15 protein-coding genes are annotated in these 15,159 nt (G+C 62.6%); 6 read left to right on the top strand and 9 right to left on the bottom strand.

Annotated elements, in window-relative coordinates:
• Nucleotides 1-26 precede the first annotated feature (26 nt).
• Together CLU91_RS03615 and CLU91_RS03610 are read left to right on the top strand one after the other, a co-directional pair.
• Nucleotides 27-1,580, top strand: a complete 1,554-nt coding sequence (locus CLU91_RS03615) for an EAL domain-containing protein (protein ID WP_100873025.1) — start codon at nucleotides 27-29, stop codon at nucleotides 1,578-1,580.
• The gene (locus tag CLU91_RS03610; RefSeq protein ID WP_100873024.1) at nucleotides 1,577-1,930 is read left to right on the top strand and encodes a hypothetical protein; all 354 of its coding nucleotides are present in this window, start codon (nucleotides 1,577-1,579) and stop codon (nucleotides 1,928-1,930) included. Before CLU91_RS03615 ends, CLU91_RS03610 begins: the two co-directional genes overlap by 4 nt.
• A 3-nt stretch (nucleotides 1,931-1,933) precedes the next feature.
• Here the strand turns inward: CLU91_RS03610 and CLU91_RS03605 are convergent, their stop codons facing one another.
• From CLU91_RS03605 to CLU91_RS03595, 3 genes are all read right to left on the bottom strand, one after another.
• Nucleotides 1,934-3,286 (bottom strand): serine hydrolase, encoded by a 1,353-nt coding sequence (locus tag CLU91_RS03605; protein WP_100873023.1) that lies wholly within the window; start codon nucleotides 3,284-3,286, stop codon nucleotides 1,934-1,936.
• A 143-nt stretch (nucleotides 3,287-3,429) separates the two neighbouring features.
• Nucleotides 3,430-4,827: a serine hydrolase gene (locus tag CLU91_RS03600; RefSeq protein WP_100873022.1), complete on the bottom strand. Its 1,398-nt coding sequence runs from the start codon at nucleotides 4,825-4,827 to the stop codon at nucleotides 3,430-3,432.
• A gap of 36 nt (nucleotides 4,828-4,863) precedes the next feature.
• Entirely contained in the window at nucleotides 4,864-5,817 is a 954-nt protein-coding gene (locus tag CLU91_RS03595) for a VirK/YbjX family protein (protein ID WP_157814575.1), read from the bottom strand.
• A gap of 188 nt (nucleotides 5,818-6,005) precedes the next feature.
• Here CLU91_RS03595 and CLU91_RS03590 point away from each other — a divergent pair, with 188 nt between their 5' ends.
• From CLU91_RS03590 to CLU91_RS03580, 3 genes are read left to right on the top strand one after another with little or no spacing between them, the layout of a single operon-like run.
• Nucleotides 6,006-6,662: a hypothetical protein gene (locus CLU91_RS03590; protein WP_100873020.1), complete on the top strand. Its 657-nt coding sequence runs from the start codon at nucleotides 6,006-6,008 to the stop codon at nucleotides 6,660-6,662.
• On the top strand, nucleotides 6,659-7,210 hold the full coding sequence (locus CLU91_RS03585) for a hypothetical protein (protein WP_100873019.1): 552 nt from the start codon (nucleotides 6,659-6,661) through the stop codon (nucleotides 7,208-7,210). Before CLU91_RS03590 ends, CLU91_RS03585 begins: the two co-directional genes overlap by 4 nt.
• Before the next feature lie 21 nt (nucleotides 7,211-7,231).
• Nucleotides 7,232-7,660: a GNAT family N-acetyltransferase gene (locus CLU91_RS03580; protein WP_100876563.1), complete on the top strand. Its 429-nt coding sequence runs from the start codon at nucleotides 7,232-7,234 to the stop codon at nucleotides 7,658-7,660.
• A 39-nt stretch (nucleotides 7,661-7,699) separates the two neighbouring features.
• On the opposite strand, the gene CLU91_RS03575 is transcribed toward CLU91_RS03580, so the two are convergent.
• Nucleotides 7,700-8,719: a DNA-binding protein gene (locus CLU91_RS03575; protein ID WP_157814574.1), complete on the bottom strand. Its 1,020-nt coding sequence runs from the start codon at nucleotides 8,717-8,719 to the stop codon at nucleotides 7,700-7,702.
• Between the two features lie 220 nt (nucleotides 8,720-8,939).
• On the opposite strand from CLU91_RS03575, the gene CLU91_RS03570 reads away from it, so the two are divergent.
• Nucleotides 8,940-9,968 carry a tyrosine-type recombinase/integrase gene (locus CLU91_RS03570; protein WP_100873017.1) on the top strand — a complete coding sequence of 343 codons (1,029 nt, stop codon included), beginning with the start codon at nucleotides 8,940-8,942 and terminating at the stop codon, nucleotides 9,966-9,968.
• A 712-nt stretch (nucleotides 9,969-10,680) separates the two neighbouring features.
• Here the strand turns inward: CLU91_RS03570 and CLU91_RS03560 are convergent.
• The 5 genes from CLU91_RS03560 to CLU91_RS03540 all read right to left on the bottom strand — a co-directional run bounded on the left by CLU91_RS03560 (nucleotide 10,681) and on the right by CLU91_RS03540 (nucleotide 15,123).
• Nucleotides 10,681-12,150: an aminotransferase-like domain-containing protein gene (locus CLU91_RS03560; RefSeq protein WP_100873015.1), complete on the bottom strand. Its 1,470-nt coding sequence runs from the start codon at nucleotides 12,148-12,150 to the stop codon at nucleotides 10,681-10,683.
• A gap of 9 nt (nucleotides 12,151-12,159) precedes the next feature.
• A complete protein-coding gene (locus CLU91_RS03555) occupies nucleotides 12,160-12,744 on the bottom strand; it encodes a LysE family translocator (RefSeq protein ID WP_100873014.1) in 585 nt (194 codons plus the stop codon).
• A 260-nt stretch (nucleotides 12,745-13,004) separates the two neighbouring features.
• Nucleotides 13,005-13,991 carry a hypothetical protein gene (locus CLU91_RS03550; RefSeq protein WP_100873013.1) on the bottom strand — a complete coding sequence of 329 codons (987 nt, stop codon included), beginning with the start codon at nucleotides 13,989-13,991 and terminating at the stop codon, nucleotides 13,005-13,007.
• Nucleotides 13,992-14,073: 82 nt separating this feature from the next.
• Entirely contained in the window at nucleotides 14,074-14,526 is a 453-nt protein-coding gene (locus tag CLU91_RS03545; RefSeq protein WP_100873012.1) for a PaaI family thioesterase, read from the bottom strand.
• A 72-nt stretch (nucleotides 14,527-14,598) separates the two neighbouring features.
• Nucleotides 14,599-15,123, bottom strand: a complete 525-nt coding sequence (locus CLU91_RS03540; protein ID WP_100873011.1) for a MarR family winged helix-turn-helix transcriptional regulator — start codon at nucleotides 15,121-15,123, stop codon at nucleotides 14,599-14,601.
• Between the last annotated feature and the right edge of the window lie 36 nt (nucleotides 15,124-15,159).

Raw genomic sequence — 15,159 nt, 5'->3', positions numbered from 1 at the left:
ATCATATAACTACCGCAGGTAATCACATGCGCAGAAAACGGATCATCATTACCAGTGTGCTGGTGGCAGTCATCGGCGTGGCCGCTCCCCTGAGCCTGGCCTTTTACCTGTCGTCCGTGCGCGCCGAGCAGGGCGAGCAGGAACGCCTGCGCCTGCTGGCAGGCTACGCGCTCGAGCGCGCCCACCGGTCGATCGCCTCGGCCAGCATGGCCTTGCGCAGCGCCGATGCGCTGGACCTGGCGCCGTGTTCGGAAGCGCACGTCCAGCAATTGCGCCGCATCACCATCACCACGCGCAGCATCGACGATATCGGCTATGTGGAGAACGGCTTGCTCAAATGCACGTCGAACGGCATCGAGGACGAGCGCATCGCCATCACGCCCGCCGACTTCACGCTGGACAATGGCATGGGCCTCGATTTCAACCTGCGCCCCATCGTCAGCGGCGGCAAACGCATGGTGGGGCTGTCCTACCGCGCCTATCAGGTGCTGATCGATCCCGTGCGTTTTTCCGACGTCATCGTCGACAGCGATATCCAGATGGCCGTGGCCATCGGCAAGCAGGGCGTGCTCGACACCCTCCATCATCCCGACCCGGACGTGGTGCAGGCCCTGCTGGCCGGCCAGCCAGCGGCGGACGGCCACATCCATGCGACGCTGTACCGCGATGGCTTGACGGCCGTCATGATCGAGCCGCGCAGCAAACTCAGCGACAGGCTGCGGCGCGAGCAATTGCTGCTCTTGCCGCTGGGCCTGTTGATGGCCGCCTTCATCGTCGGCATCGTCGTGTGGCTGTCGCGCCGCCGCCTGTCGCTGCGCGGCGAACTGGAAACGGCGGTCGAGCGGCGCGAGTTCTTCGTCCACTATCAGCCCATCATCGCGCTCGACACGGGCGTGTGCGTGGGAGCCGAGGCGCTGATACGCTGGCGCCGTCCCGACGGCAGCATGATACGGCCCGGCCTGTTCATCCCCGTGGCCGAGGAAAGCGACCTCATCTTGCCCATCACCGACCAGGTGATCGCCTGCGTCATCGCCGACATGCGCGCCGCGCTGCTGGCCGACCGCGATCTGCACATCGCCATCAACCTGTGCGCCAGCGACATCGAAACGGGCCGGGTGCTCGACGTGCTGGAACGCGCGCTCGATGGCACGGGCATCGAGGCGCAGCAGATCTGGCTGGAAGCAACCGAGCGCGGCTTCATCAACGTGGAAGCGGCGCGCGCCACCATCGACAAGGCCAGGGCACGCGGCCACGCCGTGGCCATCGACGACTTCGGCACCGGCTATTCCAGCCTGTCGAGCCTGCAAAACCTGCCGCTCGACGCCCTCAAAATCGACAAATCGTTCGTTGACACCATCGGCACGGACGCGGCCACCAGCAGCGTCACGCCGCACATCATCGCCATGGCCCGCACCCTGAACATGCTGATCGTGGCCGAAGGCATCGAAACGCAGCAGCAAGCCGACTATTTGCGCGAACGTAAAGTGGAGTTCGGCCAGGGCTGGCTGTTTGCCAAAGCGCTGCCAGCCGCAGAGTTCCTCACCTTTTACCGGGCGCGCTGCGCGCCTTCGCCCACATGAAACAGCCGCGCTTTCCCTATGCCCTGCAGCCGCTGCGCGTACCGGGCGGCTGGCACATCACCGTCAACACCCTGTTCGAGGTCGAACCTGGCCCCGATACGATGGAATGGTTCAGCAGCGCATTGCTGCTGTGGGGCAGTTGCCACGACAGCGGTTACTGCTTCAACTCGCATTTTGAACCGGAGGACGATCCCGATGGCGAATTCGTGCTGGAGATGGGCAAGGTGGCATATGACCGCCACGGCAAGATCGTCCCGGGCAGCGACGCCTTCCTCGGTGAGTTTCGCACGCGCAGCAAGGCGGCATTTGTCGCGCGGGTCGAGCAATTCATGCAAGACCCGGCCGCTTGATTGTTACGGCTTGCGCGGCAGGATGACGTCCTGCCCGCCTTGCGTCAGCACGGCGCTGGCGATCTTGCCCCCCGCATCGCGCGTAAACGCCAGGTCCGCATCGATGGCGCGGAAGAAGAATTGGTCTTTCGCGCTGGCAAACAAGGGCGCCGATCCCATGCCTGTGCCGGCCGCTTCCAGGCCATTCTTGCCCAAGGTCACCGTCAACGTGAAATCCTTGTCCAATGGATACTGGCCCACGTACTCGGCCAGCGCGGCGCGCGGCAGCGCGATGGCGGCCTGCGGCTTTTTCAACGGCGGCAACGGTGTGCCGGGCAGCAGGGTGGACAGGCCCAGGGCGTCGACATCGCGCGCCGTATTCGTCAGCACCATCACGCCCCGCTTGCCGTCCGTCGTAAACGCCGCATAGCTGGCGTAGCCGCCCGTCTGGCCGCTGTGCCAGGCGTAGCTGTGGCCCTGTTTCTGCTCCAGCAGCCAGGACAGGCCGATTTTCGTGTCGCCGTCGGCCGCCAGCGGCCGCTGCGGCTGGATGGCCAGCGCATACGGGCGCAGTGGCTTGAACATGAACGCCTGCAGGTAGGCGACCATGTCGCGCGCGCTTGAATACACGCCGCCGGCCGGCGCCACGACGTTCAGCTCCCAGGCCGGCGTCGGCTCGCCCGACAGCAAATGGCCGGGCGCCAGGCGCGCCAGCATGCCGTGCGTGGGCTTGTTCGAAGTAGAACGCATGCCCAGCGGCACGGCGATGCGCTTTTGCAGCAGCGCTTCATAGCTGCTACCCGCTTGTGCGGCCAGGGCCGTGCCCAGCACGGCATAGCCGATATTCGAATAGTCAAATGCCGTGCCCGGCGCATGGGGCAAATGGTAGGCGGCGAGAAACTGCCGCTGCTTCGCTTCCGAGTAGTCGGCATACGGGTTGGCCGGGTCTTTCGGCGCGAAGTTGTCGGGCAGGCGCGGCAGCGAGGAATAATGCGTGGCCAGGTCGAGCAGGCTGATCGTCTTGCCGTCGAAGGCGGGCAGCGTATAGCCCGGCAATAAAGTGGCTACCGGCTCGTCGAGTCTGACCTTGTTCTCGGCGACGGCGTCGGCCAGCAGCAAACCCGTCATGGTCTTGGTGACGGAACCGATCTGGTAGACGGTATCGGCGCCCGGTTTGATGTTCTTGCCTGCCTGCACGCTGCCAAAGCCGTAGACGGCGCTGTGCTTGCCGTCGATGACGGCGATGACGATGCTCGCGTGCATGCCGGTGCGCGTGAGTTCCTCCGCGCGCTGGCGCACGGCGTCGTCGAGGATGGGGGCAGCCAAGGCGGCGCTGCCGGCGAGGCAAAGGGGGAGGAGGGCAAGGCGTAACGTCATGGGAACCTGTCAAGTGATCAATGGAAAAGGCAAGTTCACGCCAGCCGCCGGATAAAGTGGCTGGGATGAATGCCGAGCATAGGCCATCTACATGAAGAGATCCTGAGTTTTACGCCATGCTTATCGAATAAGTAACAACAAGGCTAGAACTGCCGTCTGGCGAACTTTGCTATGCCATGCTGGTGCAAGACCAGACCGATAATGGTGCCCTCGGCGTCACGCTGGAACACCAAGTACTCGCCGGTCATCCTGGAGAAGAACGTGTCCTGCGCGCTGGCGAACATGAGCGCTTCACCCGGTTCCGTTGTGCCCGATTCCAAGAGACCTGCAAGCAAGCCATCGGGGCCCTGGCGCACGCTGAGGACAAACGTGGGCGCGAGCGCATACTGGCCCGCATATTGCGCCAGTTCGGCCGGGGCGATGGCTATTTCCCGGGGTATTGCCGCTGGTAACGGCAATGGCGGAAGCTGGCCTTGCCACAGAACGGCCTGGCCCAGCGACTGGACTTCGCGCGATGTGCCGCTCATTACCACTACGCCACGCTTGCCATCGAGACTAAAGCCGACAAAACTGCTGTAGCCACCCGACATGCCGTTGTGCCACGCGTAGTTTTTGCCGTTGACGCGCTCGAATGTCCACGCCAGGCCGAGTGTCCTGGCGCGCAGGTCATGGCCTTCGCCACCCAATACCTGCTGTGGCCGCAAGGCCAGTTTTTGCGCCTCGCCAGCGGGCTGCATGTAGGATTGCAGGTAGCGTATCATGTCGCGCCCGCTTGACAAGACGGCGCCAGCGCCCTCGAGGGCCCGGAAGTCCCAGATCGGCACGGGCACGCCATTGCCCAGGTGGCCATGCGCCATGCGCTCGCGCATTTCCGGCGAAGGTATCGTGGTCGTCGAAGGCATATCCAGTGGTCCCGTGATGCGTGCCCGCAGCAGGTCTTCATACGACATCTTTGCCTGCGTTCCCAGCGCCGTTCCCAGCAGGCCATAGCCAAGCATCGAGAATTCAAACTCCTTGCCGGGCTTGCGTGTCAGCGCGTAGCCAGCCAGGAAGGTGCGCAGCTGCGCTTCGTCATAGTCGGTAAACGGATCCAGGGGATTGGCCGAGTGCAGGTTATCCGGCATGACAGGCAGGCCGGAAAAGTGCGTTGCCAGCGAGCGCAGGGTGATTTTCTGTGCGCCGAATTCGGGAATCGTATAGCCGGGCAGTAACTCGGACACCGGCTGCTCCAGCCTTACCCTGCCCGTCACGACAGCGTCGGCCAGCAGCAAGGCCGTGAATGTCTTGCTCACGAAACCGAGTTCATAGATGGTATCGGCATCAGGCTGGTAGCTATCGTTGTCGCGTGCACGGCCGAAGCCATACACGGCGCTATCCTTGCTGTCGATTACGGCGATGAGCAGGCTGGCATGCTGGCCGTTGCGTACCAGGGTTTCCGCCCGTTCGCGTATGGACGCGTCGAGCGTGGGCGCGGCCATGGCGCCGCAGGCGGACAGGGATAAAACAGACACAAACAGGGCGCGCAGGCGTGTGGGGATCATCAATGATGTCAGGTGATAGTTGCCGAAAAGAAAGCATCATAGCATCCTTGAATACTGACTGGTTTGGCAAGATACCTCAGCCAGTGTTGTCACCGGCGTATCCAGCAAACGCGCCAGCTGCGCGCGCATGTCGGCGGACATGCTGAGCAGCAATGCGCCGCGCCGGCGCGCATCGGCGCGTTTCTTCGATGGCACGCCGGCCAGATCCGGCACGCGGTAAGCCGCGCAGGGCAAGTGATAGTTACCGTCGCGCATGCGCAGGGCGTGCAATTCCTGCCACACATGGTCGTAGTCGGCGGCGATATGGCGACGCCTGCTCGCATTCAGGGCGATGCGGTTGTCATTGCAGACCAGAAACAGGTTAGTGCAGGCAAAAAAATCGCCGAAATCGCGCAGGGCCGCCACCATCAGGTTTTTCGGACGGCAGCCGTGCAGCGCCCGCGTGGCTTCCTTGACGGCCAGCTTGCCCGCCTCCGAGCGCAAGCCTTGTAGCGCGCCCAGCTGCAAGGAGACGCCATCGGCGCGCGGCAGGAACAAAAAACTGGCCAGATACAGGGGCTGGCCGTCGCGCGTCAGGCGCAGGCACAGTTCGCCTTCGCGGTAGCTGTCGTGGATGGCCGTCAGCTGCAAACGGTACAGCACCCCATCCTTGCCGTCGAACGCGGCCAGCACCACGGGTTCGCGCGCGGCCCGCTCGACCAGCGCACGCGCGCCCGCTTGCCACAGGAAGCGGTAATGCCCTTCCAGCAAGGCCAGGCGATCCGCGCAACCGAGCTGGCGCGAGGCGTACGGCCGGTAAATCTTGAAGCGCAGGCAGGGATGCAGCTGCGCCAGCGAATTCAGGCCGGGCATGCTGCACAGGAAGGCTTGCCAGCGCGTGCGCTGGCGGGGAAAGAACAGGGCGCCCAGCGCCGCTTTCAGGCGGTGGCCGCTGGCGGGAGGTGTTGGCACGGCGGCGCCGTGGCGCAAGCTTAAAGCGATGTCATTCATGGTTCTGCCGGAAAAGGGCAGGCGCTGCACAATGAGAGCCTTGCCAAGCTGAATGCTACGCAGGCAAGGTGAATTTCATCTTAAGACGCCATCCCCATGGCATTTAGAGGATGGCAACTAAACATTTGCCTTCTGGTAATACTGACGGTTATGCTCGCCGCACCTTGACTCGATGATTGGTATCTCCCATGAAGCACCGCCATTTGCTTGCCATCCCCGCACTGCTCGCCGCACTGGGCGTCCAGGCGCAAGACCGTACGGCCGATCCTTTGGGGCCCTTGGCGCAATGCATCAACCGCAGCGAGTTCCAGTTCCGGCAGCAAGACCGCTTGCCTGCGCAGGTGACGACGCGCAGCGTCAAGCTGGCGACGGGAGAAGGCCGGGTATCGGTGGCCGACGGCTATCGGCTGATGTTGTTCCACAAGGGCAGCTTGCCCTTTGTGAATCTGAAAATCGAACGCAGCGCCGACGGCCGGTTTGCCGCCGACCGCGAGACCATCGTGGCGCAGATGCAGCAGATGTCGGCCAACAGCAAGCCGCCCCAGCTGGTGCCGCTGGAGACGGACACGCGCCAGGGCGTGGAAGTGCTAGCGTTGAACAACCCCTATATCACGCAATCGTCCGGCGTAATCAGTCTATACACCTTGCTGCATGCCGCCAGCGGGACGGTCGCCACCGCCTACCTGCTCAATCAGCCGGCAGACAAACGGGAATTCGCGACTGATGCCCAGTACCAGGCCTTGCGCGACCAGTTCCTTGCCGCGCTGGTCACCTGCATGGCCAACCCAGCGCCCCCCGCCGTGTCCCTGAACACGTCGCCGACACCAAAACGTACCACTACTTGAGACATTATCTGTATATCTGGCATGACCCGGCCGAGCGCATGCTGGTCGCTTCCGGCATCGAATTCAAGGATTGTATTGCTGCCCTCGGCAAGGCGGACGGCATCGTGCTGCGCAAGGGCAGTGCCGGGACGCTCAAAAAGCCTGCCGCCTGGCAGACCTTGATGCGGCAACAGCTGCCTGCCCTGGCGCACGAGGATATCCATGCCTGGGGCAGCCATGCCTGGGCCGATTATCGGGGCGCGCCGCCGGCCGCCGGCGATGCGGAGGTGGCCGCGCTGCTCGGCCACCATGGCGCGCTGACCCCGCTGCCCGCCTTGGGGAGCCGCTTCCTCGCCTTTGCCCACGACGATGGCTGGTATCTGAAACTGTTTTATAGGGAATGGGATGACGCTGCGGCCTTGCTTGCCGGTGCCATCGCGCCCAGCCTGGGCGCGCTTGACATGGATGCGCTGCGACAGGGAGCCGACGCCTGCTGGCTGCAAGACGGCGCAGTACAGCTGGAACTGAAAACCCATGATATCGACAGCGTGCTGAACCGCCGCCTGTAAGCAATGGATAACGCGCCAGCCATGTGCCTGATTCGTCCTTTCGCCAGCGCGGACACGCAGCCCTGCACCGCCATCCTGGCCCTGGCCGGGCGCGACGCCTTCGGCCCTGTCGCCGGCAGCGCTACTTTTACGGCCGCGACGCAGGGTGAAGCCATCCTTGTTGCCGAACGCGGCGGCATCGTCACCGGCTTTGCCGCCGTGTACACGGGCGATGCCCCCGACTATTTCCTGCACCATCTGTATGTGCACCCGGCACACAGCGGCTCGGGCATCGGCGGGCAACTGCTGGCGGCCGTCGTGGCGCGCTTCGGTACCCGTCTGAGCTTGAAAACGCAGCTGAGCAATACGGGCGCGCGGCGCTTTTATGCGCGCGCGGGCTGGGTCGAAGATGCGGCAGACAGCGGCGTGGACGCCATCGGCGCGTGGCTACGGGTGCGCTACCGGCAGTAAAGCGCCAGATTCAGCGAGGCGTGCAAGGCAGCCATTGCGCTACGCGCGCGTCTCCTTGCCATCCGAAAGCAGCGCCATGCGCGCCGCCATGCCGGCATTATCGCGCAGCAAGCCGTCGCGCTCCTGCGCCAAAGCGTCCATTTTCTGCTGCGTTAGTTGCCCATGTCCCGCCAGCATGTCGAGCTGGCGGTCTTGCGCGGCCAGCGCCACCTTGGCGTCGTTCAGCGCCAGCAGGGCCGTATCGAGCTTGGCCAGCAAGGCGTCGGCCGACGCGGCCGCCTGCAGATACTGAAATTCGAACTGGTCGCGCTCGGGGCGCACGGTGGCCAGCGCGTCGCGGTCGGCGGCCGCTTCGCTGGATAAGCGTGTTTGCTCCGCCTGCAGCTGCGCCAGGCGCATGTCTTGCTGCACCAAAGTCGCTTGCTGGCCTTGCAAGCGCTGCTGCAGCTGGGCGTTGTCCTGTTCCAGCCGGCTGATCCGTTGCTGCGCCTGCGCGCGTTCCTCGCTGCGCTGCGTGGCTGCCGCTTCCTGGTAATGGTCGAACTGCGAGCGCACCTGCGCCAGCTGGCGGTTCAGCGCGGCGATGTCCTCGCCCCGGTCGGCCAGGCGCTGCGTCAGGCCCGCGTTGTCGCTGTGCAAGGTGGCCAGGGTGACGGCGCGAAAATGATGTTCTTCCTTCAGTTGCGCCAGCGCATGCTGGGTGGCGCGCAATTCCTGGGTGAGGGCGGCGCGCGCCTCCGTCAGTTTCAGTCGTTCGTTTTCCGTCTTTTTCAGCTTGTCCAGCGCCGCATCGCGTTCGGCGCGATTCTGCTGCATGCCCGTTTCCAGCTGCTGCGCCACGTCGCGCTGCTGTTTTTCATAGACGCCACGCATCGCTTCCATCAGCTCGGCCGGCAAGCCGGACTCCGTTTTCACGGCACCCGCGCCCTGGAATTCTTCCTTCCAGCGTTTTAACAGAGGAGCGATGGTGCTCTTGCTGCCCGTGCTGCCCAGCGCTTCGCGCACGCTGTCGACCGTGGGATTGCGTCCATCGGCCGCAACGATGTGGGCTGCTTTCATAACATCAGAGTACAGAATACCAGTGCGGGCCATGAAACCACCTATGAGCGAAATTTAGTAACGTATTACATGATACGTAATATCGCATAATATTACGATATAAATTTCAATGATTCTTTAAAATATAAGTCGCGATAAGATCGCTTATCGCGTGTTATGGGGGTGTTTGGCATGGTATTCTGTGTGTCTCCCAGTACAAAACCGCGATTTCGCCACCGCCATGCTTGAATTGCCCCTCCCGAAACGCCGTGTTGGCGTGCCAAAAGTGCCGAAAAGCGCCGCCTTGGCTCCTGTGCCGTTACGCGGCGCCCTGATCGATGCCGAACTGGCCGCGCGCCACCAGGCATTTCTCGCCGCCGCCACATCGGACAACACGCGCCGCACCTACCGTTCCGCCATCCGCCACTTCCAGGCCTGGGGCGGGGCGCTGCCTGCCGATGAGTCGACCGTCATCCGTTACCTGATGGCCTACGCGGACAGCCTGAACGCGCGCACCCTGGCCCTGCGCCTGACGGCGCTGTCGCAATGGCATGTCTACCAGGGCTTTGCCGACCCGGCGTCCACGCCCACCGTGCGCAAGACGCTGGCCGGCATCGCCCGCTTGCACGGCAAGCCAAAGAAGAAGGCCAAGGCCCTGCCATTGGAAGACCTGGAGCTGATCGTCGCCAGGCTGGCCGCGCTGGGCAGCGTCAAGGCCCTGCGCGACAGCGCCTTGCTGCAACTGGGATTTTTTGGCGGTTTCCGCCGCAGCGAACTGGCGGGATTGACACTGGAAGACGTGAGCTGGGAGCCGCAAGGCATGGTGATCACCTTGCCCCGCTCGAAAACGGACCAACTGGGGGAGGGCATCGTCAAGGCGATCCCGTTCGGCGACGGCGTCTGCTGCCCGGCCACGGCCTTGCGCGCGTGGCTGGGCGTGGCGGACATTGCCAGCGGGCCGCTCTTGCGCACAGTGAATCAGTGGGGCCATGTGGGAGCGAAGGGATTGCACGCCAGCAGCATCAACACCATCCTGGCAAGCTGCGCCCGGCTGGCGGCGCTTGATTACGTGCCGGAACTATCGAGCCACAGCCTGCGCCGCGGCATGGCCACCAGTGCGCACCGGGCCGGCGCCGATTTCCAGGCCATCAAGCGCCAGGGTGGCTGGCGCCACGACGGCACCGTGCATGGCTATATAGAAGAGGCGGGGCGTTTTGAAGAAAATGCGGCCGGCAGTTTATTGAAGGCGAAGAAGAAGCCGGCTGGCTGAGGCGCCCGACAGCAACTTGCGGCGGATCGCCAACAACGATTTGAACAGTGGCTTGCGTTGACCATTCAACTGATGACATACCCTAGCAAATACAGTAGAGCGGTAGGGACTGACAGCATCAAGAGTCTGCTCAGTTTTGTAGATGTGCTAACGCCGGGACGTGCGCTTAGCCATCCCGTCACCATAAAAATGAAGGATGGCCCAAGAAGATAGGCGACAAGCGCGGCAGTGACCCACCAGGGTACCGAACACGGCCCTATTTCGTAGCAAGCACTGGAGTCGTTGTGTGGCAGCTGGATACGAAAGCTGAACGGTATGTGACTGCCGGCGAACATTGCAGCCCAGGTTGTCAGCAATCCAACAATGAGAAACCCGACCGACAAGCCAATACGTTTCACTCGACCTCCCATGTTGTGAGAAGATTGAAAATCATGGGTGTTGCTGCTTGTAGAGCAAGCAGGTCAATACTGCCATGGCAAGCAGGGAACATAGCGCACTGGTGAGCAATATGCGTGTTGCGTGAGGTTTTGCTATCACTATGCCCAAGAGCCCGCCCCATATTATCGGCATGGCCGCATAGATGATGACGGATACGACTTTCAGCAAGCTGGAGCATGATTCGCGACAAACGTTGGTCTTTGCAACGACCTCAAACGCATGAGGCAGCATATCGAAGGCGATGCCGGCCAGGAAGCCGAGGATAGCGATCCTTTTACGCATCCTTGCGCGCGATGCCGGCGGCGGCGCTGGCGCGTGCCAGGCTGGAGCGCGCGCCAGCCAGCGCGTGCAGGCGTTCTTCAAGGTAGGCGCTCACGCGCGGATGCTGGCTGAAGGCGACGTTGAAGCGGATGTGCTGGTCGGGCGTGTCGTTGGCCGAGAACGCGGCGCCGCGCATCAGCAGGATCTTGTTGCGGTAGGCGTCCTGCACCAGCAAGTCCACGTCCAGCCCTTCGGGCATGCTGCCCCACAAGAAAATGCCGGCGTCGCCGGGCTGCTCGAACAGTACGCCGGCCGCGCTCAATTGCCGCGTACTGGCGTTGCGCGCCACCATGATCTTGCGTTGCAGCCGCTCCAGGTGCTTGCGCAGGTTGCCGGCCTTGAGCACTTCCAGCAAGACGTATTCGTTCAGCGCAGGCAAGGTCATGATGGAGTGGATCTTGGTGCGCATCAGCGGCTTGAGCAGGGCGGGCGCCGCGGCCAGGTAGCCCATGCGCAGGGCCGGGCTCAGCGCCTTGCACAGGCTGGAGTAGTAAATCACGCCGTCGAGTCCGGACAGCGACGCCAGCCGCGTGCTGTGGCCCGGCTGGAAGTGGCCGTGCACGTCGTCTTCGGCGATCAGGAAGCCATACTGCTGCGCCATGATCAGCACCTTGTGCAGGTTGGCGGCGCTGCTGCTCCACCCGGTGGGATTGTGCAACGCCGTCTGCATGAACAGCAGGCGCGGACGGTGCACGCGGCAGGCCGCTTCCAGCTGGTCCAGGTCGAGGCCATCGGGGCGGCGCTGGATGGGCACCAGTCGCACGCCGTCCTGGCGCAGCCGGCCGAACATCAGGAAGTATCCGGGGTCTTCCACCAGCACCGTATCGCCGGGCTGCAGGAAGGTGCGGCAAATCAGATCGATGGCATGGGTGCCGCCGAACGTGGTGAGGATGTGGCTGGCGTCCGCAGCGATGCCGATGCCGCGCAACAGCAGCGCGATCTGCTCGCGCAGTTCGGCCAGCCCTTGCGGCGGACAGCGCGAGGCCATGCCGGCCGCGCTGCGCGCCAGACCACGTTGCACGGCCGCCGCCGGCAGCGCGTCCTGCAGCCAGGTGGGCGGCAGGGCGCCGCTGCTGGCCAGCAGCACGCCCGGCCGCTGGTCGTTCACTTGCTGGCTCAGCCAGACCGGCTCCTGCTCCTGGCCCGCCTCCAGCGCCACCTCGTCGGGAATGGTGCGGCTGGCGTCCATTGGCGCGCAGACGAAGAAGCCTGTCGTACCGTGCGTATCGATGACGCCGGCGGCCACCAGCCTGTCATATGCCACCACCACGGTGTTGGTGCTGACCGCGAGCTGCGTGGCGAGCTGGCGGATCGACGGCAGCCTGGTCCCGCCAGGCAGGACGCGCTGCGCGATCTGCTGGCGCAATGCGGCCTCGATCTGCTTGAACAGGGCGATGGGGGAGGAGCGGTCGATGGCGAACATGGCGGAAGTTTAACGTAAAAACATCACGGCGAGGACCAGCAGGATGCCACCCATCACCAGATTGAAGATGCGCTGGTTGCGGGGCGCTTTCAGCACGGTGCGGATCGAGACTCCGAACAGCGCCCACATGGCGTTGCACGGCATGCCCACCACGGTGCCGGTCACGGACACCAGCAGCGCGCTGGCGAGCATGTTGCTGTGCGCAGGCATGAAGACGGACGCCATGGTGATCGCCTTGAGCCAGCTCTTCGGGTTCAGCGCCTGAAACAGCGCCGCCTGCGCAAACGACACGGCCTTCGGTGCGCTGCTTCCCGCCACCGAGGCGCCGGCCAGCTTCCAGGCCAAAAACATCAGGTACAGCGCGCCCGCGATGCGCAGTACCTGCTGTGCCAGTGGGTACGCGACGAACACGCTGCCCAGCCCCACGCACATGAGCATGGTCTGCACAAAAATGCCGGCCTGGATGCCAAGGATCACCGGCAGCGCACCACGATAGCCGAAATTGGCGCCGGTGGTGGCCAGCATGACGTTGTTCGGCCCGGGCGTGGCGGACATCACAAAGCAATAGCTCATCAGGGGCAGGAGTTCGGTCATGGCAGGCAATCGCAGCGTCGAGAAGGCCCCAGTCTAGAAGCCCGGCACGGCAGGGACAAGACACAAGGCGCCGCGTAGCAGCACATGCTGTATCAGTCGGACGACTGCTACAGCGGCGATACAGGCAGCTCCATTTCAGACATCCTGAGCAAACCAGGCAGACGTGGACACCGTCTCCGTCAGCACCGGGAACTGATGCGTTTGTCCAGCGGGCCTCTCGTTAAGCGCATCGGCGGCCCGATAGAAGTGATCGGTGCGCTTCAGCGCGTCAAATGCACCATGGCGTTATCCATTTGCTTCAACTTTGCTTCGATCTGATTCAAAGCATTGAGCCTTTCTTCCCGATGAGGCCAGTTCCCAGCGGCCAGCGCCTGAGCTCTTTGCTGCCCGATACAGTCCAATGCCAGTTGTCGCGCCTGTTGGTTGCATGCCGCTCTTAACTTTATGTCCGCAAATGCGAGAGCAATCAACGCTTCGCAGCGAACATCATCGTCCATGGCGTTGATGTCGGAGTATCCCCACTGCTTTGCCAGTTTCTCAAGGAATCGAATTGGCATGACGTCCTTGTGCGTCTTGTGCCAATCGCGATAGCTCTGCAGAAGATCGGCTCCAGTATCATTGCCGTTCGGCGAGAAATCATCCGCGCAGTTCCAAAAAAATGGATCATCCAGAATTTCGCGTGCTTTGGGATGAAAGTCCTCCCAATCAATTCCCAACTTCTCCCAAGGTGACATTCCATCACGCTTGGCTTGTGCTGCTGCCTCCAGCCCGGATGCAAGGTGTTGCAGAGCGTCCTCCGAATTCGGGATGCGTTTCTTGGCAGCTTCACAATGGTCCAGAAATTTCTCCAGGCTAAAATCATCAGTGCGCTTCAATCGCGCTCTCAATAGCCCTAGTGCATTGATGACTTCATCAACACCTGCTTTAAAAAGTGGCAAAGACAATGTTGAAGAACGCGTCCAGTCCCGACCTTCCATCAATTCGCTGGCGATATCGATCTCGACCTTGCCCTTTGCTCTTCGATAAGTGATCTTAGGTAGCGTTGAGCGGAAATTGTTGTGTGTCTCCAATAGAGACTCCAAGGTTTTCTTTGCCGGACCAGAGTCCCTAAAGTGAAGCGTGACTGCAATTTCCGTGATCGCGTCTCCAAAATTGCCACCTCCCGCCAGAAGAAAATCCCCGATCGGCGACAAGGTTGTGTGTCCGCCGTAGCAATTGTAGGATTTAGCGCTTACATGGAAATCCATAGGATGGTGCCTTTCATGCGAAATTCCAATTTTTCTGAATGTCGATACAGCTAAAAACTGCACAAACTCATGCCTGGCCGTATCAGGCGGCCGCTTGCTCCCGGGGGCGGATGATCATGCAGGTGGCTGTCGCGTGCGCGTACACTTTACCGGCCTCGTCGCGGATGGTGCCTTCGGAAATGACCAGGTTGCGGCCCGCATTGATGACCTTGCCTTCGGCGTAGACCGTCACGTTGAAGGGCAGGGGGCGGCACATCTTGATGTTCAGGTCCGTCGTGCCATAGCTTTCGCCGGCCGGCAAGACCGTGTGCGTGGCGCAACCCGTGACCGTGTCGAGCACGGTGGCGGCGAAACCGCCGTGCACGCCGCCCATGGGATTGGTGTGCGTTTCATTCGCCGTGGCCGTGAAGATCACGCGGCCATACTCGACCGTGTGCGCATCCATGGGCATGGTTTTGGAAATGCCGGGCCGGGGAAACAGGCCTTGCGCGAAAGCTTGCATCAGTTGCAAGCCGGTCATGTCGTTGGGGTGCATGGGGTAACTCCTGTGGGTTAGAAAGAGGGTATGAAAATGCTTAACCCAACGGCAATGACCGGGGTCAGACCCTCAGGGTCTGACCCCAGCTTTTGTCTGTGGGTTGGCTTGATCTTGCGCAAAACGCAGGCGCGAGGCGTGCAGCAGGAAGCGGGCGACGGCGGCCAGTTCTTCCTCGCTGAAACCTTGCTTCAGTTGTGCATTCAGGCTGTCGAGCAGGGGCAGGGCGGCGGCCAGCACTTCGCCGCCCCTGGGCGACATGTGCAGGGTGCCGGCGCGCGCATCGAGCGCCGACTGGCCGCGCACGATCAGGCCGTTTTCTTCCATGCGCGCCACCAGGCCCGTCACGGCCGAGTTTTTCAGTTGCAACAATCTCCCCAGATCCTTGAGCTGACAGCCTTCCTCGCCCTTCAGGGCAAACAGGGCGACGACTTGCGTGCCGGAAAACCCCAGTTCGCTGGTAAACACGGCATCGGCAGAGCGAAACAGGTTCTGGCGCGCCAGGTTGAGCAGATTGAACAGGCGCGGCGAACGCTCGCCCAGCGGGCAGGCTACGGCATCGGGAACGTCTGGAGTAGGGGAGGTATTGGTACGCATGCGAAGTATACTACTACGTATGCGTAATAAATCAAG

Source organism: Janthinobacterium sp. 64 (assembly GCF_002813325.1).
Classification (GTDB): Bacteria; Pseudomonadota; Gammaproteobacteria; order Burkholderiales; family Burkholderiaceae_D; genus Janthinobacterium.
Note: the sequence above shows the minus strand (reverse complement) of the source record. Positions and strands in the feature narration are given on the sequence as shown.

What these genes read in the sequence shown, in the direction of transcription:
- CLU91_RS03575 (WP_157814574.1), bottom strand. Translation starts at nt 8,719, where the DNA reads ATGAAAGCAGCCCACATCGTTGCGGCCGATGGACGCAATCCCACGGTC.
- CLU91_RS03550 (WP_100873013.1), bottom strand. Translation starts at nt 13,991, where the DNA reads ATGGATTTCCATGTAAGCGCTAAATCCTACAATTGCTACGGCGGACAC.
- CLU91_RS03610 (WP_100873024.1), top strand. Translation starts at nt 1,577, where the DNA reads ATGAAACAGCCGCGCTTTCCCTATGCCCTGCAGCCGCTGCGCGTACCG.
- CLU91_RS03615 (WP_100873025.1), top strand. Translation starts at nt 27, where the DNA reads ATGCGCAGAAAACGGATCATCATTACCAGTGTGCTGGTGGCAGTCATC.
- CLU91_RS03540 (WP_100873011.1), bottom strand. Translation starts at nt 15,123, where the DNA reads ATGCGTACCAATACCTCCCCTACTCCAGACGTTCCCGATGCCGTAGCC.
- CLU91_RS03580 (WP_100876563.1), top strand. Translation starts at nt 7,232, where the DNA reads ATGTGCCTGATTCGTCCTTTCGCCAGCGCGGACACGCAGCCCTGCACC.
- CLU91_RS03560 (WP_100873015.1), bottom strand. Translation starts at nt 12,150, where the DNA reads ATGTTCGCCATCGACCGCTCCTCCCCCATCGCCCTGTTCAAGCAGATC.
- CLU91_RS03600 (WP_100873022.1), bottom strand. Translation starts at nt 4,827, where the DNA reads ATGATCCCCACACGCCTGCGCGCCCTGTTTGTGTCTGTTTTATCCCTG.
- CLU91_RS03595 (WP_157814575.1), bottom strand. Translation starts at nt 5,817, where the DNA reads ATGAATGACATCGCTTTAAGCTTGCGCCACGGCGCCGCCGTGCCAACA.
- CLU91_RS03605 (WP_100873023.1), bottom strand. Translation starts at nt 3,286, where the DNA reads ATGACGTTACGCCTTGCCCTCCTCCCCCTTTGCCTCGCCGGCAGCGCC.
- CLU91_RS03555 (WP_100873014.1), bottom strand. Translation starts at nt 12,744, where the DNA reads ATGACCGAACTCCTGCCCCTGATGAGCTATTGCTTTGTGATGTCCGCC.
- CLU91_RS03590 (WP_100873020.1), top strand. Translation starts at nt 6,006, where the DNA reads ATGAAGCACCGCCATTTGCTTGCCATCCCCGCACTGCTCGCCGCACTG.
- CLU91_RS03570 (WP_100873017.1), top strand. Translation starts at nt 8,940, where the DNA reads ATGCTTGAATTGCCCCTCCCGAAACGCCGTGTTGGCGTGCCAAAAGTG.
- CLU91_RS03545 (WP_100873012.1), bottom strand. Translation starts at nt 14,526, where the DNA reads ATGCACCCCAACGACATGACCGGCTTGCAACTGATGCAAGCTTTCGCG.